The organism is Nocardioides szechwanensis, from assembly GCF_900103935.1.
GTDB classification, from domain to species: domain Bacteria; phylum Actinomycetota; class Actinomycetes; order Propionibacteriales; family Nocardioidaceae; genus Nocardioides; species Nocardioides szechwanensis.
This window is the reverse complement of the sequence record NZ_FNIC01000012.1, coordinates 12,815-39,564: the sequence shown is the minus strand read 5'-3', so window position 1 is coordinate 39,564 and position 26,750 is coordinate 12,815. Positions and strand designations below refer to the sequence as shown.

Genomic DNA, 26,750 nt, shown 5'->3' with positions numbered 1-26,750 from the left:
CCATGCATCTGCGCCTGACCCTGGCGGTCGCCCTGTCCGCGCTCGCGACGACCCTCGTGCCCGCGGTTCCCGCGGTCGCCGACGAGCCTCGCGCGCAACTTCAGCACCCGCTCCAGCTCGAGCGAGGCCCCGCGCCACGTGTGCTGTCGATGGTCGGCAACCAGATCCGCTTCGCCGACGGCCGGACGGTCACCTTCGAGCGGCCGGCGGGCGTCACCGGCCAGGCCCGGCTGATCGGGCGGTTCCGCTCCGACGCCGTCGTGTGGGCGCCGTACGGCGAGGACCGCAGCGCGGTCTTCAAGGTGCGTCCCTCCGGCCGCGTCTCGATGCTCGGAGAGCCGTGGGTGGACCGCTACGGCGACAACGGCTGGCAGATCGCCGGCAACCTGCTCTACGTCGCGTCGTACGACGCCCGCTCCCGCACCCGGCTGTCGAAGGTGAGCCTGGTCGACGGAGCCGTCCGGCGGACCTGGATCTCGGCCAGGAGCGAGATCTGGTCGCTGCTCGACGTGACCCCCCACCGCGCCGCGATCGGCAACGGGAGCCGCCTCAAGGTCTGGCGGGGCGACGGCCGCTTCGAGCGCGTCTTCGTGCAGTCGGGGAGGCGCTACGGCGACGTCAGCTTCGCCAGCCTCCGGCACGACTGGTTCGCGCACCGCACCAGCGACGGCACCGAGCTGCGGCGGATCTCCGCGCCCGGCACGGTCGTCTGGAAACAGGGCTACGAGAACGAGATGCTCCCCACCGACCTCTCCGGAGACGGGTCGGTCCTGCTCACGACCGAGTACGAGACCTACTCGCCGCAGCTGCGCGAGGCGCGGACCGGTCGGATCCTGCGCAGCTACGACGGCGGCTACCACTCGGCGTACAACTCCAGCGAACAGCTGGTGCTCGAGGGCAACCGGGCGTTCCTGGTCGTCATGGAGCTGCGGATCGACGGCAAGCGCCGCGAGATGCTGGTGCGGTGCACGATCGGCGGTCGGTGCGAGCGGGCCTCGCGGGTCGCCTCGACGATCACGCTGGTGACACACGGGTCCTGACCCAGGTGAGGAACGACGCCACCTGCAACATCAAGGGCTCGGCGGCGGTGAAGACCTGGTCGTGGCGCCAGAAGCCGTGGACCTGCCCGAGGTAGCGGGTGCCCACCACGGGTACACCCGCCTCGGCCAGGAGCGTGACGAGGTGCTCGCCCTCGTCGCGCAGCGGGTCGTGCTCGGCGGTCACCACCAGGGTCGGCGGCAGGTCGCCGAGCCGGTCCGAGAGCAGCGGCGCGAGGCCGCGGTCGGTGAGGTCGGCCGGGCCGGCGGCGTACTGCTGCCAGTACCACTCGGCCTCGCGGCGGTCGAAGCCGTCGGCGGCGGTGTCGTAGGAGTCGAAGCCGGCGCTCGGGTCGAGGAACGGGTAGATCAGCACAAGACCGGCCGCCAGGCCTGGGTTCCTGAGGGCGGCGACGAGGGCGAGGTTGCCGCCCGCGCTGTCTCCGTGGAGGAACACCGGCCCGTCCTCCCGCCACCAGGCCAGCACCGCGTCGACGTCCTCGGGCGCTGCCGGGAAGCGGTGCTCCGGCGGTCGCCGGTAGTCGACGCTGAGCACGGTGGTCCGGGTGCGGTTGGCGAGCCGTCGCGACGCCGCGTCGTGCACGTCGACGTCGTGGAAGACGAAGCCGCCGCCGTGCAGGTGCACGACGACGCCGGGCAGCGCGTCGGCGGGGCGGTAGAGCCGGCACGGTACGCCGTTCGCGTCGACGTCGCGGACCTCCGCGACGCCCTCGCGCGGCTCAGCCGCGGCCGCCGCGCGGGCCTCGGCGCGCGAGGTCTCGATGTCGAAGCCGTCCTCGAACACCTTGGTCTCGCCGGCCTCTTCCTCGAGTGCCTTGCGCGCCTCCGGGTGGAGCATCGTCAACGCTGCATGAGGGCGTCGAGCCCGACCGCGACCGCCGCCGCGACCCGGAAGTCGATGCGCTGGTCGGGCACGTGCACGGTGTACTTGTCGCGCACGGATCCCTGACGCTCGACGCCCAGGAGCGGCTGGCCCTCCGGGGTCACGAAGTCGAAGTGGATCGGCAGGAACGGGATGTCGGTGAAGCGGCGGATGATCGCCACCGCCTGGCTGCGCTCCTGGCCGGTGCCGGCGTAGCCCGGGCCCTCGATGTGGAACGTCGAGCGCATCAGGCTGGCGCCGAAGTCCTTGCGGAAGAAGCCGATCTGGTTGCGGGCCTCGTCGAAGATGTCGTAGCCGGCGTTGAGGTCGATCTTCTTGCGGGCCTTGAAGCTGAAGACCGGGCGGGTCTTGGTGTCGTCCGCGTAGAACGTCACCTCCTCCTTGAAGGCGAGGCGCTTCTGCTCGGCGAGCCCCATCGACTGCCCGAAGCTGCCGTCGGGGTTGGCGGCGAACAGCTCGTAGCGGTTGGTCGTCATGGCGAACTTCTGCTTGACGAAGAACGTGGGCAGGTACATCGAGTCGGTCATGCGCAGAGCCTAGAGGGACCCGGCGTTGAACCTCTCGAGCTCCTCGTCGACCACGGACGGGTCGAGCTTGGTGAAGATCGGCGTGGGCTTGTCGACCTTGGCGCCGACGGTGACCGGGCGCGACTCCCAGCGCGGCGTGCCGGAGTAGTCGCCGGTGATGACCGGGTAGAAGTCGAGACCGGCGCCGTGGCCGGGGTCGAGGTCCTCGACCTGCTCGATGCGTGGCATCGGCATGAACTCGCCCTCGCCGCCGTAGGCCGCCCACACCTGGTTGGAGGAGTGCGGCAGGAAGGGCGCGAGCAGCGTGTTGCAGTCGAGCACGCACTGCGCGGCGACGTGGAGCACGGTCGCGAGGCGCTCGCGCTGCGACTCGTCCTTCATCTTGTAGGGCTCGGTGACGGTGAGGTAGCGGTTGACCTCGCCGACCACGCGCATCGCCTCGGCGATGGCGCCGCGCTGCCGGTGGCGGCCGATCAGGTCGCCGACCGACCCGAAGCCGTCGCGTACGACGGTCAGCACGGCCTCGTCGACCGGCTCGAGGGTGGCGGCGGCCGGGATCTCGCCGAAGCTCTTGGCGATCATGGTGGCCGTGCGGTTGACCAGGTTGCCCCAGCCGGCCACCAGCTCGGAGTTGGTGCGCTGCACGAACTCCGCCCAGGTGAAGTCGGAGTCGGAGGTCTCGGGGCCGGCGGCGCAGATGAAGTAGCGCAGCGCGTCGGGCTGGTAGCGCGCCAGCATGTCGCCGACCAGGATCACGTGGCCGCGGCTGGTGGAGAACTGCTTGGACTCCATGGTCATGAACTCCGACGACACCACCTCGGTGGGCAGCTGGAGGTCGCCGTAGGCGCCGGGCTCGCCGCCCAGGGCGCCGCGACCGTCGTACGCGAGGAGCTCGGCGGGCCAGATCTGGCTGTGGAAGACGATGTTGTCCTTGCCCATGAAGTAGTAGGACAGCGACTCCGGGTCGTTCCACCAGCGGCGCCACGCGTCGGGGTCGCCCGAGCGGCGGGCCCACTCGATCGACGCCGACAGGTAGCCGATGACCGCGTCGAACCACACGTAGAGGCGCTTGGTCGGCTGCTCGCGCCAGCCGTCGAGCGGGATCGGGATGCCCCAGTCGATGTCGCGGGTCATCGCGCGCGGGCGGATCTCCTTGAGGATGTTCTGGGAGAACTTGATGACGTTGGGCCGCCAGAGGCCGGTGGCCTCCCGTCCGTCGAGCCACTCCGTCAACGCGTCGGCGAGCGCGGGCAGGTCGAGGAAGAAGTGCTGGGTCTCCACGAACTCCGGCGTCTCGCCGTTGATCTTGGAGCGCGGGTTCTTCAGGTCGGTGGGGTCGAGCTGGTTGCCGCAGTTGTCGCACTGGTCGCCGCGCGCGTCGGCGTACCCGCAGATAGGGCAGGTGCCCTCGATGTAGCGGTCCGGCAGCGTGCGCCCGGTCGACGGGCTGATGGCGCCAAACGTCGTCTGCTCGACCATGTAGCCGTTGCGGTGCACGGTCTCGAACATCTCCTGCACCACGAGGTAGTGGTTGCCGGTGGTGGTGCGGGTGAACAGGTCGTAGGACAGGCCGAGGTCGACGAGGTCCTGGACGATGACCGCGTTGTTCTTGTCGGCGAGGTCGCGGGCGGTGACGCCCTGCTGGTCGGCGGCCACCAGGATCGGGGTGCCGTGCTCGTCGGTGCCCGAGACCATGAGTACGTCGTGCCCGTCCATCCGCATGTAGCGGCTGAAGACGTCGGAGGGCACACCGAAACCGGCCACGTGGCCGATGTGGCGCGGGCCGTTGGCGTACGGCCAGGCGACGGCGGACAGGACATGAGTCATGTGCCGGAGTCTAGGAGCCCACCGCTACTTCTTTCCGGGCGGGCCGACCGGCTCCGGCCGGACTCAGTAGCGGTCGATGCGCTGCTGCGCGCGGCGACGGATGGCAGGGAGCGCCTGGTACAGGCGCTCGCCGGGGCAGGCGGTCTCGTTGGTAGCACGGTGGCCGGTGATGACGAACAGGCGCACGCTGCGCCCGGCGGCGTACCGGTCGCTGCCCTCCGAGGTCACCACGACCCGGCCCTGGGCGTCGCGCCGGTGCCGGTCGAGCTTCCATGCGGCGAGCCGGACCACCTTGGTCAGCGCCTTCTGCGACGGCCGGCCGCGCTCGAAGTTGCCGATCACGGCGATCCCGACGGAGCTGTGGTTGAAGCCCAGGGTGTGGGCCCCGCGCACCAGCCGGGATACGCCGCCGGCGCGGCCCACCCACGCCCGGCCGAACTTGTCGACGAGGAAGTTGTAGCCAATGTCGGACCAGCCGAGAGTCTGGGTGTGGTAACTGTACATCCCCCGCAGGATCCCCGGCACGTCCGCGCGTGAGTAGGTGTTGCCAGTGGCGGTGTGGTGGATGTGCACCTGCCGCAGGCCGGCGTTGTAGCGCGGGCTGCCGTTGCGCAACGACGGGTCGGCGCCCCACTTCGTGCGGCTCAGCAGCCAGGGACGCAGCGCGCGGTCCGACTCCGGGGCGACCCCCCGGGCCGACACGTCGGTACGCCCCGCCGTCCGGTCCGACGTGAGCACTCCGGGGTCGATCAGGACCAGCTCGAGGTCGCGGTAGCCCTCGCCGCTCGCGTCGATCTGCACCCCGTCCGACGGCCCGACCCAGAGCGGCTGGGTGGCGCGCAGGCTGCTGGTCTCACCACCGTCCGGTCCGTCGTCGAGGACCTCCGGAGACAACCACTCGCCCCAGCCCTCGGCCCCGCGCGCCCGGACCCGCAGCTCCGGGTCGGCGCCGCGCCAGGTCACGCCGACCATGGAGTACGACGAGGTCCCCTGCGGCCCGGCGTCGGTCACCGGCACCTCGGTCACGCGCACCGGTGACCCGGGCTCTTCCGCGGACCCAACAGGGGCCGCGGCGTGCGAGACGACCCCTTGTCCGGGGTCCATGACGTCCGCCGACAGGGCCAGCAGACCTGTGGTCAATGTGACTGCAGTGGCCAGTGATGCAGTTCCCGAGAAGCGCATGGGGATCAATTGTTACCGCGATTCGCACCAAAGTCGACCTCGGAGACGCCTCTGGCCCCGACTCCAGCGGGACTACAGTCGAGTAGTGGACACGCTCATCGCCGAGGATCTGCTGCTCCTGCTGCTCGATGACACCAAAGGCACTGTCCGGGCCAGCTCCTATCTCGCCAGCGCCCTCGGAGGCGCGGTACTCGTCGAGCTCGCCCTCGCCGAGGCCGTCGAGCTCGAGGAGAAGACCAGCGCCTGGCGCTCGGCCAAGGTGCGTCCGACGGGCGCGGCGCCTCAGGACGCGGCGCCTCACGACGCGGCGCCTCACGACCCGGTACTCACCGCTGGTCTCGCCACCATCACCGAGAAGGACCGTTCACCGCAGGACCTGGTCAACCGGCTGGGCAAGGGTCTCAAGGAGACGCTCACCGACCGGCTCGTCGAGCGCGGCCTGCTGGAGCGCCGGGAGGAGAAGGTCCTGGGCGTCTTCCCTCGCACGAGGTGGCCGGCCGCCGACGCGACGCACGAGCACGACGTACGCCGTCAGGTGCGCGCTGCCCTCGTCGAGGGTGCTCAGCCGGACCCGCGCACGGGTGCCCTGGTCGCGCTCCTCGCGGCCGTCGACCAGGCACACCGGGTGGTCGACCACGAGGGGATGTCGTCCCGCGAGGTGAAGAGGCGCGCGAAGGACATCGCCACCGGCGACTGGGCCGCCAAGGCGGTCCGCGACGCCGTCGCCGCCACTGTCGCCGCGGTGACCACCGCGGTCACGGCGGCCACCGCCGCCACCGCCGCGGGCTACTAGCTGAAGTCGAGCTCGCCGGTCCGGGAGCGCTTGAGCTCGTAGAAGTAGGGGAACTTCGCGACCGCGACCGCGCCGTCCCACAGCTCACCGGCCTGCTCGCCGCGCGGGATCTTGGAGAGCACCGGGCCGAAGAAGGCAGCGCCCTCGATGGCGATGGTCGGGGTGCCGACGTCGTCGCCCACCTGGTCCATGCCCTCGTGGTGGGACTTGGCGACGGCCTCGTCGTACGACGAGTCGTCCATCGCCTCGACCAGCTCAGGCTCCAGGCCCGCGTCGGCCAGCGCGGCGGCGATCAGCTCACGCGTGATCGGCTCACCGCCGAGGTGGATGCGGTTGCCCATCGCGGTGTAGAGCGGCAGCAGGACCTCACGACCGTGCTTCTGCTCGGCGGCGATGCAGACGCGCACGGGGCCCCAGGCCGGCTTGAGCATCTCGCGGTACTCGTCGGGGATGTCCCGGTCCTGGTTGAGGTAGGCGAGGCTCATGACGTGCCAGGTCACGTCGATGTCGCGCACCTGCTCGACCTCGAGGATCCACCGCGAGGTGATCCAGGCGAACGGGCAGAGCGGGTCGAACCAGAAGTCGGCTTGGGTCATACCTGACCTAAGCACGGACCGCCCAAGATCCTTCCCGAGCCCCGACGCACTGTCGGTGGCCGGTCCTAGCCTTGAACACATGTTCGAGGTCTCGGGAGCAACGGTCAGCCAGTGGGTCACCCACCTGGCCGACATGTCGCGCGATCTCACCGACACCGAGCGCGTCGACCTGATCCGCGCCCTCGAGGACCTCAAGAACGTCGCGGCCGCGGCCCAGGCCACTGTCGCGGTCGACCTCGACACCTCCCAACGCGCGGCCCAGGAGCAGCGGGGTTGGCCGGCAGCCCGGCTCGGCGAAGGCGTCGCATCCCAGGTCGGGCTTGCCCGGCGCGAGTCAGCCACCAAGGGCGCCAGGCTGCTGGGCCTGGCGAAGGTCCTGCACCGCGAGATGCCCCACACCCTTCACCGGATGCGCACCGGCCAGCTGAGTGAGTGGCGGGCCACGATCCTGGCCCGCGAGACCGCGTGCCTGTCCCTTGACGACCGCCGTGAGGTCGACCGGCGCCTGTGCGGACCGGGCGGCACCGGCCCGGACCTGCCGGACCACGCCTTGGGCAACGCGGCACGCAAGCTTGCCGCCGACCTCGACAACGCCGCCGTCGCCGCGCGAGCCCGCAAGGCCGAGGCCGACCGCCACGTCACCCTGCGCCCGGCCCCCGACACCATGACCTGGCTCAGCGCCCTGCTCCCGGTCAAGGACGGCGTCGCGGTCTACGCCGCCCTCAGGGCCGCCGCCGACACCGCCCGCGCCACCGGCGACCCCCGCTCCCGCGGCCAGGTCATGGCCGACACCCTCGTCGAACGCGTCACCGGCAGGTCCGTCGCCGACCCGGTCCGGGTCAACCTGGACCTCGTCATGACCGACCGCACGTTCTTCGGCACCAGCGAGGAGTCAGCACACGTGCCCGGCTACCGCCCCGTGCCCGCCGAGCGGGCCCACGACCTCCTCGCCGACGCCCTCGACGCGGTCCAGGTCTGGGTACGCCGCCTCTACACCCACCCCGGGACCGGGCAGCTGGTCGGCTTGGACTCCCGCGCCCGCCACGCCCCCGCCGGGCTCGCCGACCTCGTCCGCCACCGCGACCAGGACCTTTGCCGCACCCCCTGGTGTGGCGCCCCGATCCGAACCACCGACCACGTGCGCGAGTCCCAAGTCGGCGGCGACACCTCCAAGCCCAACCTCCAAGGCCTGTGCGAACGCTGCAACCTCGCCAAACAAGCCCCCGGCTGGCGCGCGCGTCCTTCGCCCGAGACCCTGGCCGGCACCGAACGCCACACCGTCATCACCACCACCCCGACCGGACACACCTACCGATCCCGCGCGCCCGCACCACTGGGCCACCTCGACTACAACAGCCGCACGACCCTCGACTACGAGCTCATCGCCTGAGCGCGACCGCACCCACCATCAAGTCCGACCGGGTGCCATCCCGCTGCACAGCGCCGCGACTGGGCGCGTGCGAACTGCGTAGACGCGATCGGCGGTCGGCCGGCCCTATCCCTTGACCCGCCTGGTCTCGTACGCCCACATCGCGACCTCGACGCGGTTGCGGGCGCCGAGCTTGTTCATCAGCGCGCCGACGTGGGTCTTCACCGTGCTCAGGGTGATGTGCAGCTCGTCGGCGATCTCGGCGTTGGTGCAGCCGCGGGCGACGGTGAGGAGCACTTCTTCCTCGCGTTCGGTGAGCGGCTCGATCGGCTGGGTCGGCGGGGAGGCTCGCTCCAGGCCGGCCAGGGTGGTGAGCAGGCGGCGGGTGATGTCGGGCGAGATGAGCGCGTCGCCCTTCGCGGCCGCGTGGATCGCCTGGACCAGCAGCTCCGGCCCGGCGTCCTTGAGGAGGAAGCCTCGGGCGCCGGCCTTGAGGGCGCCATGGATGTACTCGTCGAGATCGAAGGTCGTGATGATCACGATGGCCAGGGGGTTCTCGACGCCTGGGCCAGCGAGCTGGCGGGTGGCCTCGACGCCGTCGATGCCGGGCATCCGGATGTCGAAGAGGCAGACGTCGGGACGCAGCTCGCGTGCCACGGCCACCGCCTCGTGACCGTCCGTTGCCTCGCCGACGACCTCGATCCCAGGCTGCGCGTTGAGAATCATCGTCAGGCCGGTGCGGACCAGGAGCTGGTCGTCGGCGACCACCACCCTGATCGTCATCGCGGCACTTCGCGCGGCAGGGTCGCTTCGACGGTCCAGCCGCCGGCCGGGTCCGGCCCGGCCTGACAGGTGCCGCCGAGCAGCTTGGCTCGTTCCGCCATACCGAGCAGGCCGTAGCCCACGGTGGTCGAAGGGCGGGCTGCTTCTCCGTCGTCGTGCACACGCAACCGTACGACGCCGACGTCGCCGGTGACTCCCACGGTGACCGCCGTGGCGTTCAGCGAATGCCGGATCGCGTTGGTGACCGACTCCTGACAGATCCGGTAGACCGCCACCTCCACCGGTTGCGGCAGGCCCGCGAGGTCGCCGCCGTGGTGCACCTGCACCAGCGGGCTCGTCCGGGTCAGCTCGTCCAGGTCGCTGATGCCCCGCTGCGGCGCGTAGTCGGCCGCCTCGCCGTCGCGTAATACCCGGACCATCGTGCGCATCTCGTACAAGGTCCGCGACGCCTCCGCCTCGATCACTGCCAGCGCCTCGACCGCCGAAGCCGGGTCGGTGGCTGCCACCGCCCGCCCCGCCTGGGCCTGGATCGCGATGGCCGACACGTGGTGCGCGACGGTGTCGTGCAGCTCGCGGGCGAGCTCACCGCGCTCGAGCGTCCGGACCTGCTGCACCTCGCGCTGGCGCGCAACCGCGCGGTAGCGCATCGCGGCCCCGAGTGCGAACACCGCGACCAGCAGGGTGGTGCCGCCGATCACGTCCCCGAGGGTCGCGCTGGTCGCGAGACCCAGGCCCGCGGGCACGGCGACGATCGCGGTCCCGACCAGCGCCTCGCGTCCCGAAGCCCAGCGGTACAACGCGTAGGGCAGCAACACGATGCCGGCCATGGAGTACAGCCCCACGTCGACGACGTCACTGACGACGGTCGGGATGTGCAGCACCAGCGCGCCGCCCCAGCCGACCGCGGTCGCCAGCAACGGATGGGTACGCCGCCAGAGCAGGACCGGGATCACCAGGAGCGCGACCACGGTGGCCAGGGGACGCCACGCCATGTCCGGGCGGAAGATCGCCTCGGCCACGGCCGTGACCAGCAGAGCGCCGACCAAGGCCCAGTCCCACCACACCCGCGCCGGCGGGTCCGGGGCACGGGGCTCGGCGAGGATCGAGCGGATGAAGGCGGCGAACACCTTGCCAGCCTAGAGAGCGGCGACGCTCGTCGTACGGGGCAGAAGCATGAGCCGCTTCTCGTTCTTTCGGCTGAGGAGTCCCCCACTCCTTGGCCCGATGTACGTCGCTCTCCGCCGGGCCACCGTGGAGGCATGTCGAATCTCCTCTACCGGCTCGGCCGGTCTGCTGCCACCCGGCCCTGGGTCGCCATCGGCGCCTGGATCGTTCTCGCGCTGGTCGTCATCGCCTCCTCCGTTGCCTTCGGGCGCGATCTCGAGGAGAGCTTCGAGGCACCCGGCCTCGACTCCTACCAAGCTGCGGAGCTGCTCGCCGAGGCCCAGGCTGACGAGGGCGGGGTCACCGCCCACGTCGTCCTCGAAGCCCAGGACGCCGCGGCGCACCTCGCACCGGTGGAGGCCGCTCTCACGGAGCTCCCGCACGTCCTGACCACGACGAGCAGCGTCTCGCCGGACGGCGCCATCGCACTCGTGCGCGTGCAGTACCCCGCGATCGAGCACCTCGATGCCTCCGACCTGGACAACCTCAAGGACGCCGTCGCCGACCTGCGTGACGAGTCGTCATTGACTCTGGAGACCGGAGGCCATCTGTTCTTCGCGTTCGAGGAAGCACCCACCGGGCTCGGCGAGGTCGCGGGGATCGTCGTCGCGATGATCGTCCTGCTGATCGCCTTCGGCTCCTTCGTCGCGATGGGACTGCCGATCGGGATGGCGCTGTTCGGTCTGGTCATCGGCGTCACCTCGATGAAGCTGGTGACGAACCTGATCGACATCCCGGCGTGGGCACCGCAGCTTGCGGCCATGGTCGGACTCGGCGTCGGTATCGACTACGCGCTCTTCCTGGTCACCCGGCACCGCGAGCACCTGGCGCTGGGGATGCCGGTCGCCGAAGCGGCCGGCCGGGCCCTGGCAACAGCAGGACAGGCGGTGATCTTCGCCGGCGGCACGGTCGTCGTGGCGATCCTCGGTTTGCTCGTCGCGGGGATCCCGTTCGTGACCGGTGGTGGGGTCGCCATCTCCGCGATGGTGCTCGTGATGGTGCTGGCTTCGGTCACGTTGCTGCCGGCACTTCTCGGACTGGCGGGGCACCGGATCAACGGACGCCGGCGCACGCCGCATCGGCCGAGCACCGGCTGGTACCGGTGGGGCGCTCACGTGACCCGCCACGCGACGGCGTACCTCGTCGGAGGAGGCGTCCTCATGATCGCCCTGGCCGCACCCGTTCTCTCGCTCAACCTGGGGTTCCCGGACGACGGGACCAAGCCCGAGTCGAGGACCGAACGCCGGGCCTACGACCTGATCGCCGACGGGTTCGGCCCTGGCGCCAACGGGCCGCTGGTGATCGCGGTCGACATCTCCCAGGACGGGTCCGTCGTGGCGCCGCTGGCCGCGGCGGTGGCAGCCGACCCGGGCATCACCTCGGTCGGCGACCCGACCATCGATCTCACCGCAGGCGTGGCGACTCTGGTGGCGCAGCCGACCACGTCGCCCCAGGACGTTGCCACCCAGGAGACCGTCGCGAGGCTGCGCAGCGAGGTTTTCCCGACGGTGCTCGACGGCACCGCAGCGACCGGCCATGTCGGCGGCCAGACCGCCACCTTCGCCGACCTCGGTGACCGGGTGCAGGAGCGGATGCTGCGCTTCGTGGTGGCCGTGCTGCTGCTGTCGTTCCTCTTGCTCACGGTGCTGTTCCGGTCGGTACTGGTGCCGCTGAAGGCGGTCGTGCTCAACCTGCTGAGCGTCGGCGCAGCGTACGGCGTGCTCGTCATGGTCTTCCAGTGGGGCTGGGCGGCCGACCTCATCGGCGTGGAGTCGACGGTGCCGATCGTGTCATTCATCCCGCTGTTCATGTTCGCGATCCTGTTCGGTCTCTCCATGGACTACGAGGTGTTCCTGCTCTCGCGGGTACGCGAGGAGTACCGCCGCCACGGCGACAACACCCGCGCGGTCATCGCGGGGATCGCCGGCACCGGGCGGACCATCACCGCGGCCGCGCTGATCATGGTGGCGGTCTTCTCGGGCTTCGTCCTGGGCAGTGACCCGGTGGTGAAGATGATGGGAGTGGGACTGGCCACGGCGATCCTCCTCGACGCGACCGTCGTACGCCTGGTGCTCGTCCCGGCCACCATGAAGCTTCTGGGCGACGCGAACTGGTGGCTGCCAGAGTGGCTGGATCGGCTGCTGCCGGAGTTGGACTCCGCGTCGGTGGAGAAGTCCGGGCACGACGGCCTCGAACCCGTGAGGCGAGCTAGCGCTTGACGTATACGCGGTCGGAGCCGGCGGCGGGCAGCACGAGCTTGGTGCCCGTGTAGCGGACCCGCACCTTGTGCCAGCCGGGCTTGAGCCCCTCGACCACGGCGCGGAACCTGCCGTCGACGACCTTGCCCGTGACCTTCTTCGCGCCGATCGACACGGTGACCAGCCCGCGCGGGGACGAGACGCCGGGGGCGCCCACCCTCACGATGACCACGGCGCGACGCGACGCGCTGGCCGACGAGATCCTCAGCGTGGGCTTGGTCTGGACTCGGCCCTGGGCCTTCGCGACCTGGGAGGTGCTGCGGTAGCTGGTGCGTGCGAGGTCGACCCGCACGGTGATCCGCGAGCCCACGTCCCACGGCCGCAGCACGTACGTCGTGCCTGCGGCGCCGCGGATCGGCTCGCCGTCCCGTAGCCAGGTGTAGGTGACCGTCGCGTCAGCGGGCTCGAACGAGCCCGGGGTGACGGTGAGCGTGTCCCCCGTGCGGACGCGGCCGTCGACCGAGAACGGCGAGGTGATCGCGATGGTGCCGGCGATGACCGGAGCGGTCTCCGGCGAGCTCACCTTGCGGGGCTTGTAGCCGGTCGCCCGCACGGTGACGGCAGCGGTGACCCGCTTGTCGATCTGGGGCTGACCGAGGCGCAGCTGCCAGGAGGTGGCTCCGGGGATGGCCACGCCGTCGGCGTACCACTGGACGCTGGCGCTCTCGGGCGTCGGCGCCCAGGAGCCGGGGGTCGCGGTGAGGACCTGGTCGACCTCGGCGACGCCGCTGACCGTGGGGGCCTCCGCGCTGCGGAAGTCGCCGACCACGACGTCGCTGGGGGCGGCCTTGCGCGCGGTGCCGGGTGCGTAGCCCTTCTTCGTCGCGGTGACCTGCAGCGTCAAGCGCTTGCCGCGCTGGGCCGCGGTCGGGACGTACTGAGCCGCCGTGGCGCCGGGGATCACGGCGCCGTCCACGAGCCACTGGAAGGCGTAGCTGCCGGCGGGGGTCCAGGTGCCGGGTGCGGCCGTCAGCGGCGCGCCGACCTTGGGTGTGCCCTCGATGACCGGGGCCGCGACGTTGGTGATGACCTGGTCGTTGAAGTGGACGAAACCCGAGGGCCACCGGCCGTCGGCCTTGCGGATCTTGCGCCAGTGGAAGTCACCGCTCCAGCTGTCCTCGGAGATCACGATCACCGTGCTGGAGATGACCTCCTCGACGTAGGCCACGTGACCGCTGGAGCCGGTGCCGGGGGCGTTCGCCCGCCACCAGGCGACGGCACCGACGATCGGGACGTCGTCGGTGATCCCGGCCATCTTCAGGCCCCACTCGCTGGCGTTGCCGCCTCCGGACCACGGTCGGTCGTTGGGCAGCCCGCTCTTCACCATGCGGTACGCCACGTAGTTGGTGCAGTTGTGGCCGGTGTACATCCGCCACCACATCGTGTCCGCGGCGGTGCGGTAGCCCGCGTGGGAGTAGCCCGCCTCGGCGCAGGCGACGTACCCGGTGCACAGGTAGGCGGTGGAGCGCTGCTCGACCGCGTCGTACTTGCTCAGCGACGGTGCGTCGACCCGGCCGTCGTCGGCCGTGGCCGGGCCCGCGAGAGGCATCAGGGACGCCAGCAGACCGCTCAGCACGAGAGCGCAGCGCAGCCTTCCGGTCCGAGTCACGACGTGAGATTACGCAGGTGTCAAGCACCGTGTCAGCGTGTCGCCGAGAATTTCACACGTGTAACTCTCGTCCCAAGCGTCTCACCGACCCCATCAGTCCCACATGCTGGGCGTGCGCCAGTCCCCGTGGGTTCGCCTCGGCGGATTTGCCAGTGACATGATGCGTCGCATGCCTGGAACCAACCTGACCCGGGACGAGGCCGCCACCCGCGCCGCGATCCTGGCCGTCGAGTCCTACACCATCGACCTCGACCTCACCGTGTCCGACAAGGTCTTCGAGAGCACGACCGTGATCCGGTTCTCGTGCTCGGAGCCCGGAGCCTCCACGTTCGCCGACCTGGTCGACGCCACGATCCACGAGGTCACCCTCAACGGTCGCGCCCTCGACCCGTCCGAGGTCTACCGCGACTCCCGGATCACGCTCGACGGCCTCGAGGCCGACAACGAGCTCCGGGTCTTCTGCGAGCTTCCCTACAGCCACACCGGCGAGGGCCTGCACCGCTTCGTCGACCCCGCCGACGGCCGGGTCTACCTCTACTCCCAGTTCGAGGTCCCCGACGCCCGCCGCGTTTACACCACCTTCGAGCAGCCCGACCTCAAGTCGACGTTCACGTTCAACGTCACCGCTCCCGAGGGCTGGAAGGTCGTCTCCAACTCGCCCTCCCCCGCCCCCGAGGCCCTCGACGAGGGCAAGGCGATCTGGCGCTTCGAGCCGACCAAGCGGATGTCGACCTACATCACCGCCCTGGTCGCCGGCGAGTACCACGAGGTCCAGCACACCTACGTCGGCAAGCACGGCGAGATCCCCCTCGGCCACTACTGCCGCCAGTCACTGGTGGAGTTCCTCGACGTCGACGAGCTCGTGAAGATCACCGAGCAGGGCTTCGCGTTCTTCGAGGAGGCCTTCGACTTCCCCTACCCCTTCGGCAAGTACGACCAGCTCTACGTGCCGGAGTACAACATGGGCGCGATGGAGAACGCCGGCTGCATCACGCTGCGCGACGAGTACCTCCCCCGCAGCCGCCAGCCGCGCTCGTTCTACGAGTTCCGGTGCAGCGTGATCCTGCACGAGATGGCTCACATGTGGTTCGGCGACCTCGTCACCATGAAGTGGTGGGACGACCTGTGGCTCAACGAGTCCTTCGCCGAGTGGGCCTGCTACCACGCCGAGGTCGAGGCCACGGAGTTCACCGACTCCTGGACCGGCTTCGCCAACGCCCGTAAGCAGACCGGCTACCGCCAGGACCAGCTGCCGAGCACGCACCCGATCGCGGCCGACAACCACGACCTCCAGGCGGTCGAGGTCAACTTCGACATGATCACCTACGCCAAGGGCGCCTCGGTGCTCAAGCAGCTGGTGGCCTGGGTCGGCCTGGAGGACTTCCAGGCCGGGCTGCAGCAGTACTTCAAGGACTTCGCCTACGGCAACTCCGAGTTCTCCGACCTGCTGGCGGCGCTGGAGAAGTCGTCGGGCCGCGAGCTCGGGGGCTGGGCCCAGGAGTGGCTCCAGACCGCGGGCGTCAACACCCTCACAGCCGAGTTCGAGACCGACGCCGACGGCCGCTACTCCTCGCTCGCCGTACGCCAGTGCGCCCACCCCGACTGGCCGACGCTGCGCCGTCACCGCATCGGCGTCGGCCTCTACGACGCTGTGCCCAACTCTCAGGGGGAGGACCGCCTCGTGCGCCGCCAGTACGTCGAGATCGACGTCGAGGGCGAGCTCACCGAGATCCCCGAGCTGGTCGGCGCGCAGCAGCCCGACCTGCTGCTGCTCAACGACAGCGACCTCACCTACGCCAAGATCCGTCTCGACCAGCGCTCGCTCGCCACGGTGGTCAACGGCTTGTCCAAGCTCGACGACTCCCTCGCCCGGGCCCTGGTCTGGGGCGCCGCGTGGGACATGACCCGCGATGCCGAGATGCGCGCCTCCGACTTCGTGGCGCTCGTGCTGCGCAACATCGGCGCCGAGACCGACTCGTGGGGCGTCAGCCGGATCCCGACGTACGCCGCCCAGGCGGTCAACCACTTCTCGGCCAAGGCCAACCGGCCGCAGCTGCGGGCCGAGTGGGAGCGCGGCCTGCGCGACCTGCTCGCCGCGGCCGAGCCGGGCAGCGACCACCAGCTCACCTTCGCGCGCTCCTACGCCGGCATCGCCCACAGCGACGCCGCGATCGCCGACCTCGAGGCACTCCTCGACGGGTCGCTGACCTTCGACGGTCTCGCCGTCGACCAGGACCTGCGCTGGGTGCTGCTCACCTCACTGGCCGCGGCCGGTGTGGCCGGCGACGACCGCATCGACGAGGAGCTCGGCCGCGACCACACGATCTCCGGTCAGGAGCACGCCGCGGCCGCTCGGGCAGCCCGTCCCGACGCCGAGGCCAAGGCCACGGCCTGGGAGGCGGCGATCACCAAGACCGACACCCCCAACGAGACGCAGCGCTCGATCATCCTGTCGTTCCAGCGACCCGGGCAGGACGACGTCCTCGCGCCGTACGTCGAGCACTACCTCACCGCGGCCGACGACATCTGGGAGCGACTGGGCACCCAGCGCGCCTCGACGGCGCTGGAGTTCATCTTCCCGCGCCAGCTCGCGAGCCCGGAGCTGCTCGAGCGGGTCGACGCGTGGCTGGAGTCCTCGCCGGCCAACCCGGCGGCGAAGCGCTACGTCCGCGAGGGACGCGCCGACGTCGCCCGCGCCCTGGCGGCCCAGGCCCGCGACGCGGTCGACTGACCGCGAGTACTCCCAAGGGAGTGACGAAGTCACTCCCAAAGCGAGTAACGAAGTCACTCCCCGGCGTGCAGGGTCTCCGGCGACCGGGCGTGGTCGGCGATGAAGTGGATGCCGCGGATCAGCCCGCCGACCAGGTCACCCTCGGCGAAGGCGCTCTGCATGGTGATGACTGCGAGCTCGACCTCCCCGTCGGTCAGGGTGCGGCGCACGTAGCCACCGGTGACGACCTCGAGCGCACGGGCCTCGGGGTCGACCATGATCAAGACGCTGCGAGCAGGGGCGACCAGGGAGTTGTGCAGGCTGGTCGCGAACCGGCGGGGCTCGCCGGTCGCCTTGCCGACGAACACCGAGATCTCCGCCCGGCACAGCTGCTCGGCCTTGCGGATGGCCTCGTCGAGCGTGAAGCGCTCGGCGCTGCTGAAGGGATCACCAGCGGCCACTTGCACCACCGGCCTCGGACGACTCGGTGTCGGGGGCGGCCAGCTCGCCGGCGCTCTTGCGCGGCCCACCCAGCCACTGGTTGTCGACGGCGGGAGCACCCGGCGCGATCCGCTCGCCGCGGACCAGGGCCGGCACGTAGACCGCGACGGTGATCACGACGAAGAGCAGCAGCGGGATCCCGGCGAGGACCAGGAGCGCCTGGAGCATGTCGACGGGGTTGTTGTCGGGCCAGCCCTCGGACGGCTCGGCCACGGCCGGCGTCGCGAGGACCAGGGACAGGCCGGTCAGCGTGAGGCCGGTCACGAGGACTACGACACTTCGGCGGGCGGCAGGCGGGAGCTTCGAGATCACGGTGCCTAGCCTATCGGCTCGGTTCGATCACTCCGCGCCGAGATGCTATGCATGAGCGCATGTTCGCTCTCGAGACCACTGACCCCTGTGCGGCCGGAGAGCAGATCTGTGACGCCGCCTTCGGACTGACCGGCAGCACCACCGCCGCTGACATCGCCGACGTGCTGATCGGGACCCCTCTCGCGATCATCGGGCTGCTCCTGTTGGGACTCGTCCTGAGGTGGGTCCTGCACCGGCTGGTCGACCGCGTCGTACGGCGGGCCGAGGCCGGCGTGCTGCCCGACAAGGTCGGACGCTTCTCCATGGTGCGGCGCGGCGCCAGCCACGCCGCAGCCTCGGACCCGGTGACCTCGACTCGGCGGGTGCAGCGGGCCAAGACGATCGGCAGCCTGCTCAAGAGCATCATCACCGGCGTCCTGGTCGCGATGTTCGGGACGATGATCCTCAGCGAGCTGGGGGTCAACATCGCCCCGATCATCGCCAGCGCCGGGATCCTCGGACTGGCGCTCGGCTTCGGCGCCCAATCGCTGGTCAAGGACTTCCTGTCCGGGATCTTCATGATCCTCGAGGACCAGTACGGCGTCGGTGACGTCATCGACATCGGCGAGGCCGACGGCACCGTCGAGGCGGTGAGCCTGCGGGTCACCCGGCTGCGCGACGTCAACGGAACGGTGTGGTACGTCCCCAACGGCGAGATCGTCCGGGTGGGCAACATGAGCCAGAACTGGGCGCGCACCGTGCTCGACATCAGCGTCGGCTACGGCGAGGACCTCGCTCGCGTGCGCCGCGTGCTCCAGGAGGTCGCCCACGACCTGTGGGAGGACGAGGACTACAAGCAGCTGGTGATCGAGGAGCCCGAGGTCTGGGGCGTGGAGCAGCTCGGCCCCGAGGGCGTCCTCGTGCGGGTCACCCTCAAGACCGCCCCGCTGGAGCAGTGGGCGGTCGCTCGCGAGATGCGGCAGCGGATCAAGGCAAGGTTCGACCACGAGGGGATCGAGATCCCGCTCCCCCAGCGGGTCATCTGGAACCGCGCCGAGCCGGCCGCCCCCGCCGACGACGCGGTGGAGGGCGACCGGCAGTAGCCCCAGCCGGCCAGCAGTCCTAGCCGGTGGAGCAGGGCGTCAGGCCAGCGCGGCGTCGAGCGTGATCGTCGTACCGGCGAGGGCCTGGCTGACGGGGCAGCCGGTCTTGGCCGCCTCGGCCGCGGCCACGAAGTCGTCGCTGCTCATGCCCTCGACGACACCGCGGACCGTGAGCTTGATGCCGGTGATGCCGGTGCCGGGCGTGAACTCGACCTCCGCGGAGGTGTCCAGCGCGGTCGGCGGGGTGCCGGCCTTGGCGAGGCCGTTGGAGAGCGCCATCGAGAAGCAGGACGAGTGGGCGGCCGCGATCAGCTCCTCGGGGCTGGTCTTGCCGTTGGCCTCCTCGGCGCGCGAGGGCCACGAGACGTCGTAGGTGCCGAGGCCGGAGGACTCCAGCGTCACCTTGCCGGCACCCTCGAAGAGGCTGCCTTCCCAGTGCGTGGTTGCCGAGCGAGTCGTTGCCATCTGCGGGTCACTCCCCTGTCGTTGTCACTGTCATGCCAAGCGGTCGAGCCGAGTCTCGCACGCCGATGCGGAGCCTCCGGGTCGTGCCCAGCACAATGGACCGGTGACGACGTTCTACGACGAGATCGGTGGCTTCGAGACCTTCCGGCGGATCGTTGCGAAGTTCTACGAAGGCGTGGCGACCGACGAGGTGCTGCGACCCCTCTACCCGGAGGAGGACCTCGGACCGGCCGAGGAACGCTTCCTGCTCTTCCTGGTGCAGTACTGGGGCGGCCCCACGACCTACTCCGACCAGCGTGGGCACCCGCGGCTGCGGATGCGTCACGCGCCGTTCGCGGTCACCCCGGAGGCCAAGGACCGGTGGCTCGCGCACTTCCGCGAGGGGCTGGACTCGGTGGGGCTGACCCCGGAGCAGGACGCGAAGTTCTGGGACTACGTCACCCACGCCGCCCAGTTCATGGTCAACGCCCTCGAGTAGGCCGGCACGGGCCTTGGGAGAGGGCAGAAAAAAGTTCTGCCTGCGATGTAACGCCCGAGGGTCCCCGCGACAAGTATGGGGTGACCACCTGCCCCCTGCCCACCGACGCACCTCACCAGGTAACCCCCATGACCGCCACCCGCCACGCCAACCTAGGGCTGGATGCTCCGACGCTCGAGCCGGACGACCACCTGGTCGACCAGCTCGCCGCGCTCGCTGCCGCCTCACAGGCTGCGCCTAGTCCTCTTGGTGTCCCCCCGTGGCGGGTGGCTCTAGCTACAGCGGGCCTGGTCGGCGTCAGCGTCGGCGGCGCCTGGGCCACCGGCACCATCTCGGTCCCGGGCCTCCCCGAGCGCGACTCCGCGCCGCACGACAAGCCAACCCCCTCCGCCCCTCCGACCCCGGAGGAGCCCGGCACCCCCAGGTCGGGCTCCTCCGGTTCCACCGATGGCTCCTTCACCCCGGCGCCCGCGCCGACCCCCCAGACCCCCGGTCCGGCGGACAATGCCTCCGTTTCCCCGGACGACAAGGCACTCGGAACCGCCGGACCGGGTCAGGGGAACGGCCAGGAACACGGGCAGGGACAGCCGCCCACGGAGCACCCCGGTCAGGGAAACCGGCCCACGGAGCACCCGGGCCAGGGTCACGGTCAAGGACAAGGCCAGGGGCAAGGACAGGGCCAAGGCCAGGGCCAAGGCTCAGGACAGAACTCGGGACAGGACAAGGGCACGGGGCCGTCGGAAGGCAGGAGCGACTAGGACCAGAGTGGATCGCGACGACGAACTGATCGCCCGGGCCAAGGGTGGGGACCCCGAAGCCTGGCGTGAGCTCTACCGAGCACACGCCGGGCGTCTTGTCGTGTGGCTACGCACCCGCCCCACCGGCGACGCCGCGGTCTCCCCCGAGGACATCGCCGGCGAGGCCTGGCTGGTCGCCGCGCAGCGGGTTGCCGACTTCGAGGGCAGCTCCGAGCAGTTCGCGGGCTGGCTCTTCGGGATCGCGCGCAACCTGGCGACCACGACGGGTCGCCGTAGCCGGCGTCGCCGCACCGAGCCCGGGATCACCCAGCTGGCGGAGCTGCCGACAGACGGCCCCGCACCCGAGGTCGACGGCCGCGACTGGGTACGCCGGGCGCTGGCCGCGCTGCCACCTCGCGAACGCGACGTGGTCGGCTGCATCGACGGAGTGGGCCTGGACGTGGCGAGCACCGCCGTGGCCCTCGACATCAGCGCGGTCGCGGTCCGGGTCGCCCACCACCGGGGGCTGCGCCGGCTGCGCGCCGCCGCGGGGTCGGGTCAGCCGGAGCCGGCCGCCGCCGCCGTCAACAACCGTTCGCGGTAGGCAGGTCCCGGCGCGACCGCCCTGCCGGTGTGCACGTCGACGAACACCATCACCACCCGGGCCCGCGAGAGGACGACGTCACCGTCGCAGATCTCGGACTCGAGGGTCATCGAACGCTCCCCCACCCGCGCGACCCGGGACCAGCAGTCGTACGGCTCGGGCCGGAACAGGATCGGCACCCGGTAGTCCACGTCGGTCTGGGCGACCACCAGGTGCAGGTCCTCGATCCCCTCGAGGCCCCGGAAGAGTCCCGCGTGCAGCCGGATGCGCGCCTCCTGGAAGTACTCGAAGTACTTCACGTTGTTGACGTGGCCGTAGACGTCGACGTCGGAGAACCGCACGTGCACGGGGTAGTGGACCGCGTGCTCCTGCGGCACCGCAGCGAGCCGGACCCTGTCGACGGGGTCGTCCACCGGTTCGAGGAACTGCGCGAGCATCGCGCGCTCCTCGGGGGCGATCCGGCGGGGGCGCTCCTCGGCGAAGACGTACGGCGTCAGCACCGTCGTCGCCCGGAGGTAGACCCGGCGCTGGCCAGGCTCATCGGGGTCGTCGTGGAAGACCTCGTAGGCCATGGTGAAGGACGCGGCCCGGACCTCCGTCACCCAGCACTCGATCCGCACCGGCCGGAACCGGAACTGCAACGACGCGCGGTACGTCACCTCGTGGCGCACCACCACCACGCCCTCGGCGAGGTCGTCGGGACGAGCCGCCGGGGCGTGGATGCGGAGCAGGTCGACCCGAGCCTCTTGGAGGTAGTCGACGTAGACCACGTTGTTGACGTGTCCCTGGAGGTCCAGGTCTGCCCACCGGAGGGGGCACTCGTATACGTGGCGCACCCCTCGATGCTCCCAGAGTGCCCCGGTAGGGCGCTCCGGGAGGTCGGATCAGTGGCTGAGCGTCAGGCGGCCGTAGTAGGTACGGATCGACTCGTGGCGCGCGACCCGGACCTTGCGGTTGCTCGCGACGAAGTCGGTGACGCCAACGACCGCCAGAGCGAGGCCGATCACGACGACGGCGGCGAAGCCGACCAGCCAGGGGGTGAGGGCGGAGAGGAGTTCGAAAGTCATGGTGTCAGATCCTTTTCTACATCTGTAGTTCTACCTATGTAGAATCTACATGCGTAGAAAACCGCACACAAGGTGTGGCAACGTGTCCTGGGACACCTCCTCCTCAGCCCCGTCGAGACCGAAGGACCGATGACCCCCTCCTCGCTGACCCCCCGCCGGCGCGCGATCCTCGACGCGGCCACCCAGGTCCTCGACGACCAGGGGCTGCGCGGGCTGACCCACCGCAGCGTCGACCGCGCGGCCGGGCTCCCCGAGGGCACCACGTCCGCCTACTTCCGCACCCGGCGCGCCCTGCAGCTCGCGCTCACCGAGTACGTCGCCTCGCAGATGGCCGAGGACGTCGACGCACTGATCGAGCAGCTGGCCGACTGCACACCCGAGGACCCTCGCGCGGTCGAGCTCGTCATCGCCCTGCTGGGCCGGTGGCTCGACGCCCGGACCCTGGTGCTGGCCAAGGTCGAGCTCACCCTGGAGGCCGCCCGCGACCCCGAGCTGGCCGCGATGCTGCGCCAGAACCGCGACCGGCTGCTGCGGGTGGTCGCCGACGTCCTCGCGGGCCACGGCATGGCCCAGGCCGACGCCCGGGCCGAGGCACTGATGGCCTCCTTCGACGGGATCCTGCTCTCCGCGCTACTCAAGCCCGACGGCGAGCGGCAGGACTACCTCGCCCGCTCCCTCGACCAGGCGATGCATCCCTTGGGCGTCGAGTAGCCGCTACTGCGACGTGTTCTAGTCTGGCCCACGCATCACCCACCGAGATCGGAGAACCATCCATGCCCGAGGCAGTCATCGTTTCCGTAGCGCGTTCACCCATCGGCCGCGCCAACAAGGGCTCACTCAAGGACCTGCGTCCCGACGACCTGGCGGCGACGATCATCAAGACGGCGCTGGAGAAGATCCCCGCCCTCGACCCCAACATCGTCGACGACCTCTACCTCGGCTGCGGCCTCCCCGGCGGAGAGTCGGGCAACAACATGGCGCGCGTGGTCAACGTCCTCAACGGCATGGACAACGTCCCCGGCGCCACGACCACGCGCTACTGCGCCTCGTCCGTGCAGACCACCCGGATGGCCTTCCACGCGATCAAGGCAGGCGAGGGCGACATCTTCATCTCCGCGGGCGTCGAGACCGTGTCGCGCTTCGCCAAGGGCACCTCCGACCACTGGCCCGACACCCACAACCACGCGTTCGACGACGCCAAGGCGCGCACCGAGAAGACCGCCGAGGGCGGTGTCGGCTGGAACGACCCGCGCGCGGACGGCCTCCTGCCCGACGTCTACATCGCCATGGGCCAGACCGCGGAGAACGTCGCCAAGCTGCGCGGCCTCTCCCGCCAGGAGCTCGACGAGTTCGGCGTACGTTCGCAGAACCTCGCCGAGAAGGCGATCAACGACGGCTTCTGGGCCCGCGAGATCACGCCGGTGACGACCCCCGACGGCACGGTCGTCAGCGCTGACGACGGCCCCCGCGCCGGTGTCACCTACGACGGCATCAAGGACCTCAAGCCGGTCTTCCGCCCCGACGGCGTCGTCACTGCCGGCAACTGTTGCGCCCTCAACGACGGCGCCGCCGCCGTGGTGATCATGTCCGACACCAAGGCGGCCGAGCTCGGTCTCACCCCCCTGGCCCGGATCGTCTCGACCGGTGTCAGCGGTCTGTCCCCCGAGATCATGGGCCTGGGCCCGGTCGAGGCGACCAAGAACGCCCTTAAGTACGCCGGCATGAGCATCGGCGACATCGACCTGGTCGAGATCAACGAGGCGTTCGCGGCGCAGGTCGTCCCGTCCTACCAGGACCTCGGCATCGACCTCGACCGGCTCAACGTCAACGGCGGCGCGATCGCCGTGGGCCACCCGTTCGGCATGACCGGTGCGCGCCTCCAGAACACCATGCTCAACTCGCTGGACTGGCACGACAAGTCCACCGGCCTGATCACCATGTGCGTCGGTGGCGGCCAGGGCATGGCGCTCATCCTCGAGCGGCTCTAGGAGAGACTGCTTCGTCACACCCGCCGCGGTTCGCGGGCCCTCGCCGCCGAGACTCCTAGACTCTGAGTATGGGAGACATCGGCGGCGAGGCACGCGAGACGCATTGGCTCGACGAGGGCCAGCAGCGGTCCTGGCGAGGCCTGGTCCTCGGCTCGCAGCTGCTCTTCGACCGTCTCGACGACGACCTCCGCCGGCACCACGGCCTCTCCCTGGTCGAGTTCGAGATCCTGGTGCGGCTCTCCGAGCGCGGCGGTCACCTGCGGATGGCCCAGCTCGCCGACTCCCTGGCGCACAGCCGGAGCCGGGTCACCCACACCATCCGGCGCATGGAGAAGGCCGAGCTGGTGGAGCGCGCCGACTCCCCCGACGACGGACGAGGGGTGGTCGCGATCATGACCGAGCGCGGCCGGCTGCTCCTGGAGAACGTCGCGCCCACGCACGTCAACGGCGTACGCGACTACATCGTCGACCTCGCGACCCCAGAGGACTTCGAGGCCCTCGGCCGGGTCATGAACGCGGTGGCCGACCACCTGATCGCCGGCCACCCGGAAATGGAAATGCGCTGACGGGTCAGTCGCGGGTGAGGCGGCGGTGCGTGACGCGGTGCGGGCGGGCCGCCTCCACGCCGAGACGCTCGACCTTGTTCTCCTCGTAGGCGTCGAAGTTGCCCTCGAACCAGAACCACTTGGCGGGGTTCTCGTCGTCGCCCTCCCACGCCAGGATGTGGGTCGCCACCCGGTCGAGGAACCACCGGTCGTGCGAGGTGACCACGGCGCAGCCGGGGTAGTCGAGCAGGGCGTCCTCGAGGGATGAGAGCGTCTCCACGTCCAGGTCGTTGGTGGGCTCGTCGAGGAGCAGCAGGTTGCCGCCCATCTTGAGCGTGAGCGCGAGGTTGAGGCGGTTGCGCTCACCACCGGAGAGCACCCCCGCCTTCTTCTGCTGGTCGGGGCCCTTGAAGCCGAACGACGCGACGTAGGCGCGGGAGTTCATCTCGAAGTTGGCGACCTTGATGAAGTCCAGCCCGTCGGAGACGACCTCCCAGACGTTCTTCTGGGGGTCGAGGCCGCCACGGCTCTGGTCGACGTAGGAGAGCTTGACGGTCTGGCCGACGGTGAGGTCGCCCCCGTCAGGCTCCTCCTGGTCGGTGATCATCCGGAACAGGGTCGTCTTGCCGACGCCGTTGGGGCCGATGACGCCGACGATGCCGGCCCGGGGCAGCGAGAACGACAGGTCGTCGATCAGGATCCGGTCGTCGAAGCCCTTGGTGAGCTTCTTCGCCTCGAGCACGATGTCGCCCAGTCGCGGACCGGCCGGGATGTTGATCTCGGAGGTGTCGATCTTGCGCATCCGGTCAGCCTCGGCGGCCATCTCCTCGTAGCGCGCGAGGCGCGACCTGCTCTTGGTCTGACGGGCCTTGGCGTTGGAGCGCACCCACTCGAGCTCGCGCTCGAGCATCTTGGCCCGCTTGGCGTCCTTCTGGCCCTCGATCTTGAGCCGGTCCTTCTTGGTCTCGAGGTAGGTCGAGTAGTTGCCCTCGTATGGGTGGGTCGAGCCACGGTCGAGCTCGAGGATCCACTCGGCCACGTTGTCGAGGAAGTAGCGGTCGTGTGTGATCGCCAGGACGGCACCGGGGTAGGTCTTGAGGTGGCCCTCGAGCCACTGCACGGACTCGGCGTCGAGGTGGTTGGTGGGCTCGTCGAGCAGCAGCAGGGACGGCTGCTGGAGCAGCAGCTTGCACAGCGCGACCCGGCGTCGCTCACCACCGGAGAGGTGGTCCACGATCGCGTCGGGCGGCGGGCAGCGCAGCGCGTCCATGGCCTGGTCGAGGCGGCTGTCGAGGTCCCACACGTTGGCGGCGTCGAGCTCGGTCTGGAGGTCGCCGGCCTCGGTGGCGACCTTGTCCTGGTCGGCGTCGGGGTCGCCCATCATCATGTAGAGCTCGTCGAGGCGGGCCATCTTGCCCTTGATCTCGCTGACCGCCTCCTCGACGTTCTCGAGGACAGTCTTGCCCTCGGTGAGGGGCGGCTCCTGCTGGAGCATGCCGACCGTGGCGCCAGGGTCGAGGATCGCGTCGCCGTTGTTGGCGTGCTCGAGCCCGGCCATGATCTTGAGCAGGGTCGACTTGCCGGTGCCGTTGGGGCCGACGACTCCGATCTTCGCTCCGTGCAGGAACGACAGCGTCACGTTGTCGAGGACGACCTTGTCGCCATGGGCCTTACGCACGTTGCGCAGGGTGAACACATACTCAGCCATGTCCCCGAGCCTAGATGGAGAACGCCGCCGGGCCCTGATCGGGGGCTCGTCGCCCCTGCCCCTCGGGCGTCCGGTCAGGCCGCGTTGCTGGCCTCCGGCGCCGGCTCCGGCGCGGACTCGGCGGCCGGCCGAGCGGCCTTGGTGAACTGGCTGACGCCCCGGGTCAGGTCGTGGCCGACGACGTCGGCCTCGACCTCGAAGACCGTCACCTCGTGGCCGGCCTTGTTGACGTAGGTGTGGGCGTTGAGCCGGCCGTGCACGACCACGGGGTCGGCGCGCCGCAGGGAGCGGGCGCAGTGGTCGCCGAGCGCGCGCCAGGCGTTGACGGTGTACCACTGGGTGGGGCCGTCGGCCCACTCCTGGGTGCTGCGCCGGAACCGGCGCGGGGTGCACGCCAGCCGGAAGCTGGCGACCACCGAGTCGCCGGCCTGGCGCACCTGGACGTCGCCGCCGAGCCACCCCTGCAGGGTCACCATCGTCTCGTTGGGCATGTCGATCTCCTTC

The 26,750-nt window shown here is 70.4% G+C and carries 26 protein-coding genes; 11 read left to right on the top strand and 15 right to left on the bottom strand.

Annotated elements, in window-relative coordinates:
* Positions 1-2: 2 nt before the first annotated feature.
* Positions 3-1,040: a hypothetical protein gene (locus BLR90_RS19855; protein WP_091026973.1), complete on the top strand. Its 1,038-nt coding sequence runs from the start codon at positions 3-5 to the stop codon at positions 1,038-1,040.
* Here BLR90_RS19855 and BLR90_RS19850 read toward each other — a convergent pair.
* The 4 genes from BLR90_RS19850 to BLR90_RS19835 form a co-directional block, all read right to left on the bottom strand.
* Entirely contained in the window at positions 1,015-1,896 is an 882-nt protein-coding gene (locus tag BLR90_RS19850; RefSeq protein ID WP_091026972.1) for an alpha/beta hydrolase, read from the bottom strand. The two genes, BLR90_RS19855 and BLR90_RS19850, sit on opposite strands and share 26 nt — an antisense overlap.
* A 2-nt stretch (positions 1,897-1,898) precedes the next feature.
* Positions 1,899-2,468, bottom strand: a complete 570-nt coding sequence (locus tag BLR90_RS19845; protein ID WP_091026971.1) for an LURP-one-related family protein — start codon at positions 2,466-2,468, stop codon at positions 1,899-1,901.
* Between the two features lie 9 nt (positions 2,469-2,477).
* Positions 2,478-4,295: a methionine--tRNA ligase gene (metG, locus tag BLR90_RS19840; RefSeq protein ID WP_091026970.1), complete on the bottom strand. Its 1,818-nt coding sequence runs from the start codon at positions 4,293-4,295 to the stop codon at positions 2,478-2,480.
* A gap of 63 nt (positions 4,296-4,358) precedes the next feature.
* A complete protein-coding gene (locus BLR90_RS19835) occupies positions 4,359-5,327 on the bottom strand; it encodes a peptidoglycan recognition protein family protein (protein ID WP_218126877.1) in 969 nt (322 codons plus the stop codon).
* A 235-nt stretch (positions 5,328-5,562) separates the two neighbouring features.
* Between BLR90_RS19835 and BLR90_RS19830 the strand changes: the two genes are divergently transcribed.
* On the top strand, positions 5,563-6,270 hold the full coding sequence (locus tag BLR90_RS19830; protein WP_091026968.1) for a GOLPH3/VPS74 family protein: 708 nt from the start codon (positions 5,563-5,565) through the stop codon (positions 6,268-6,270).
* Here the strand turns inward: BLR90_RS19830 and BLR90_RS19825 are convergent.
* Entirely contained in the window at positions 6,267-6,866 is a 600-nt protein-coding gene (locus BLR90_RS19825) for a mycothiol-dependent nitroreductase Rv2466c family protein (protein WP_091026967.1), read from the bottom strand. The genes BLR90_RS19830 and BLR90_RS19825 overlap by 4 nt on opposite strands.
* Before the next feature lie 79 nt (positions 6,867-6,945).
* Between BLR90_RS19825 and BLR90_RS19820 the strand changes: the two genes are divergently transcribed.
* Entirely contained in the window at positions 6,946-8,256 is a 1,311-nt protein-coding gene (locus BLR90_RS19820) for an HNH endonuclease (protein ID WP_091026966.1), read from the top strand.
* Between the two features lie 105 nt (positions 8,257-8,361).
* On the opposite strand, the gene BLR90_RS19815 is transcribed toward BLR90_RS19820, so the two are convergent.
* Complete coding sequence (locus BLR90_RS19815; protein WP_091026965.1) at positions 8,362-9,018, bottom strand: response regulator; 657 nt, start codon at positions 9,016-9,018, stop codon at positions 8,362-8,364.
* Positions 9,015-10,145, bottom strand: a complete 1,131-nt coding sequence (locus BLR90_RS19810; protein WP_091026964.1) for a sensor histidine kinase — start codon at positions 10,143-10,145, stop codon at positions 9,015-9,017. Before BLR90_RS19810 ends, BLR90_RS19815 begins: the two co-directional genes overlap by 4 nt.
* A 132-nt stretch (positions 10,146-10,277) precedes the next feature.
* On the opposite strand from BLR90_RS19810, the gene BLR90_RS19805 reads away from it, so the two are divergent.
* Positions 10,278-12,401, top strand: a complete 2,124-nt coding sequence (locus tag BLR90_RS19805; protein WP_091026963.1) for an MMPL family transporter — start codon at positions 10,278-10,280, stop codon at positions 12,399-12,401.
* Here BLR90_RS19805 and BLR90_RS19800 read toward each other — a convergent pair.
* Positions 12,391-14,049 carry a CHAP domain-containing protein gene (locus BLR90_RS19800; protein ID WP_143016286.1) on the bottom strand — a complete coding sequence of 553 codons (1,659 nt, stop codon included), beginning with the start codon at positions 14,047-14,049 and terminating at the stop codon, positions 12,391-12,393. The two genes, BLR90_RS19805 and BLR90_RS19800, sit on opposite strands and share 11 nt — an antisense overlap.
* Positions 14,050-14,218: 169 nt before the next feature.
* Here BLR90_RS19800 and pepN point away from each other — a divergent pair, with 169 nt between their 5' ends.
* Positions 14,219-16,780, top strand: a complete 2,562-nt coding sequence (gene pepN / locus BLR90_RS19795) for an aminopeptidase N (RefSeq protein ID WP_091026961.1) — start codon at positions 14,219-14,221, stop codon at positions 16,778-16,780.
* Between the two features lie 53 nt (positions 16,781-16,833).
* On the opposite strand, the gene BLR90_RS19790 is transcribed toward pepN, so the two are convergent.
* Both BLR90_RS19790 and BLR90_RS19785 read right to left on the bottom strand, forming a co-directional pair.
* Complete coding sequence (locus BLR90_RS19790) at positions 16,834-17,220, bottom strand: DUF5130 family protein (protein ID WP_176943985.1); 387 nt, start codon at positions 17,218-17,220, stop codon at positions 16,834-16,836.
* Complete coding sequence (locus BLR90_RS19785) at positions 17,207-17,572, bottom strand: hypothetical protein (protein ID WP_143016285.1); 366 nt, start codon at positions 17,570-17,572, stop codon at positions 17,207-17,209. The genes BLR90_RS19790 and BLR90_RS19785 overlap by 14 nt, the downstream gene beginning before the upstream one ends.
* Positions 17,573-17,631: 59 nt before the next feature.
* On the opposite strand from BLR90_RS19785, the gene BLR90_RS19780 reads away from it, so the two are divergent.
* Positions 17,632-18,654 (top strand): mechanosensitive ion channel family protein, encoded by a 1,023-nt coding sequence (locus BLR90_RS19780; RefSeq protein ID WP_091026958.1) that lies wholly within the window; start codon positions 17,632-17,634, stop codon positions 18,652-18,654.
* A 39-nt stretch (positions 18,655-18,693) separates the two neighbouring features.
* On the opposite strand, the gene BLR90_RS19775 is transcribed toward BLR90_RS19780, so the two are convergent.
* Positions 18,694-19,119, bottom strand: coding sequence for an OsmC family peroxiredoxin (locus tag BLR90_RS19775; RefSeq protein ID WP_091026957.1), 426 nt, complete (start codon positions 19,117-19,119; stop codon positions 18,694-18,696).
* 103 nt (positions 19,120-19,222) lie between these two features.
* Here BLR90_RS19775 and BLR90_RS19770 point away from each other — a divergent pair, with 103 nt between their 5' ends.
* Both BLR90_RS19770 and BLR90_RS20785 read left to right on the top strand, forming a co-directional pair.
* A complete protein-coding gene (locus BLR90_RS19770; protein ID WP_091026956.1) occupies positions 19,223-19,597 on the top strand; it encodes a globin in 375 nt (124 codons plus the stop codon).
* A gap of 765 nt (positions 19,598-20,362) precedes the next feature.
* Entirely contained in the window at positions 20,363-20,938 is a 576-nt protein-coding gene (locus tag BLR90_RS20785) for an RNA polymerase sigma factor (protein ID WP_143016283.1), read from the top strand.
* Here BLR90_RS20785 and BLR90_RS19760 read toward each other — a convergent pair.
* Entirely contained in the window at positions 20,893-21,774 is an 882-nt protein-coding gene (locus BLR90_RS19760; protein ID WP_091026954.1) for an acyl-CoA thioesterase, read from the bottom strand. The two genes, BLR90_RS20785 and BLR90_RS19760, sit on opposite strands and share 46 nt — an antisense overlap.
* A 48-nt stretch (positions 21,775-21,822) precedes the next feature.
* The gene (locus BLR90_RS19755; RefSeq protein ID WP_091026953.1) at positions 21,823-22,005 is read right to left on the bottom strand and encodes a hypothetical protein; all 183 of its coding nucleotides are present in this window, start codon (positions 22,003-22,005) and stop codon (positions 21,823-21,825) included.
* A gap of 129 nt (positions 22,006-22,134) precedes the next feature.
* Here BLR90_RS19755 and BLR90_RS19750 point away from each other — a divergent pair, with 129 nt between their 5' ends.
* The 3 genes from BLR90_RS19750 (at position 22,135) to BLR90_RS19740 (ending at position 24,559) form a co-directional block, all read left to right on the top strand.
* Positions 22,135-22,716 carry a TetR/AcrR family transcriptional regulator gene (locus tag BLR90_RS19750; protein WP_091026952.1) on the top strand — a complete coding sequence of 194 codons (582 nt, stop codon included), beginning with the start codon at positions 22,135-22,137 and terminating at the stop codon, positions 22,714-22,716.
* A gap of 62 nt (positions 22,717-22,778) precedes the next feature.
* Positions 22,779-23,993 (top strand): acetyl-CoA C-acetyltransferase, encoded by a 1,215-nt coding sequence (locus tag BLR90_RS19745; RefSeq protein ID WP_091026951.1) that lies wholly within the window; start codon positions 22,779-22,781, stop codon positions 23,991-23,993.
* Positions 23,994-24,061: 68 nt separating this feature from the next.
* Positions 24,062-24,559 carry a MarR family winged helix-turn-helix transcriptional regulator gene (locus BLR90_RS19740; RefSeq protein WP_091026950.1) on the top strand — a complete coding sequence of 166 codons (498 nt, stop codon included), beginning with the start codon at positions 24,062-24,064 and terminating at the stop codon, positions 24,557-24,559.
* A 4-nt stretch (positions 24,560-24,563) separates the two neighbouring features.
* Here BLR90_RS19740 and ettA read toward each other — a convergent pair whose 3' ends face one another.
* Both ettA and BLR90_RS19730 read right to left on the bottom strand, forming a co-directional pair.
* Entirely contained in the window at positions 24,564-26,246 is a 1,683-nt protein-coding gene (gene ettA, locus BLR90_RS19735; protein WP_091026949.1) for an energy-dependent translational throttle protein EttA, read from the bottom strand.
* A gap of 74 nt (positions 26,247-26,320) precedes the next feature.
* Positions 26,321-26,737 carry a single-stranded DNA-binding protein gene (locus BLR90_RS19730; protein WP_091026948.1) on the bottom strand — a complete coding sequence of 139 codons (417 nt, stop codon included), beginning with the start codon at positions 26,735-26,737 and terminating at the stop codon, positions 26,321-26,323.
* Positions 26,738-26,750 lie beyond the last annotated feature (13 nt).

Bases quoted from the DNA above. Each gene is read 5' to 3' on its own strand.
- BLR90_RS19825 (WP_091026967.1), bottom strand. From the start codon at position 6,866: ATGACCCAAGCCGACTTCTGGTTCGACCCGCTCTGCCCGTTCGCCTGG.
- BLR90_RS19755 (WP_091026953.1), bottom strand. From the start codon at position 22,005: ATGACTTTCGAACTCCTCTCCGCCCTCACCCCCTGGCTGGTCGGCTTC.
- BLR90_RS19850 (WP_091026972.1), bottom strand. From the start codon at position 1,896: ATGCTCCACCCGGAGGCGCGCAAGGCACTCGAGGAAGAGGCCGGCGAG.
- BLR90_RS19750 (WP_091026952.1), top strand. From the start codon at position 22,135: ATGACCCCCTCCTCGCTGACCCCCCGCCGGCGCGCGATCCTCGACGCG.
- BLR90_RS19730 (WP_091026948.1), bottom strand. From the start codon at position 26,737: ATGCCCAACGAGACGATGGTGACCCTGCAGGGGTGGCTCGGCGGCGAC.
- BLR90_RS19775 (WP_091026957.1), bottom strand. From the start codon at position 19,119: ATGGCAACGACTCGCTCGGCAACCACGCACTGGGAAGGCAGCCTCTTC.
- BLR90_RS19740 (WP_091026950.1), top strand. From the start codon at position 24,062: ATGGGAGACATCGGCGGCGAGGCACGCGAGACGCATTGGCTCGACGAG.
- metG (WP_091026970.1), bottom strand. From the start codon at position 4,295: ATGACTCATGTCCTGTCCGCCGTCGCCTGGCCGTACGCCAACGGCCCG.
- BLR90_RS19815 (WP_091026965.1), bottom strand. From the start codon at position 9,018: ATGACGATCAGGGTGGTGGTCGCCGACGACCAGCTCCTGGTCCGCACC.
- BLR90_RS19820 (WP_091026966.1), top strand. From the start codon at position 6,946: ATGTTCGAGGTCTCGGGAGCAACGGTCAGCCAGTGGGTCACCCACCTG.
- ettA (WP_091026949.1), bottom strand. From the start codon at position 26,246: ATGGCTGAGTATGTGTTCACCCTGCGCAACGTGCGTAAGGCCCATGGC.
- BLR90_RS19780 (WP_091026958.1), top strand. From the start codon at position 17,632: ATGTTCGCTCTCGAGACCACTGACCCCTGTGCGGCCGGAGAGCAGATC.
- BLR90_RS19855 (WP_091026973.1), top strand. From the start codon at position 3: ATGCATCTGCGCCTGACCCTGGCGGTCGCCCTGTCCGCGCTCGCGACG.
- pepN (WP_091026961.1), top strand. From the start codon at position 14,219: ATGCCTGGAACCAACCTGACCCGGGACGAGGCCGCCACCCGCGCCGCG.
- BLR90_RS19845 (WP_091026971.1), bottom strand. From the start codon at position 2,468: ATGACCGACTCGATGTACCTGCCCACGTTCTTCGTCAAGCAGAAGTTC.
- BLR90_RS19745 (WP_091026951.1), top strand. From the start codon at position 22,779: ATGCCCGAGGCAGTCATCGTTTCCGTAGCGCGTTCACCCATCGGCCGC.
- BLR90_RS19805 (WP_091026963.1), top strand. From the start codon at position 10,278: ATGTCGAATCTCCTCTACCGGCTCGGCCGGTCTGCTGCCACCCGGCCC.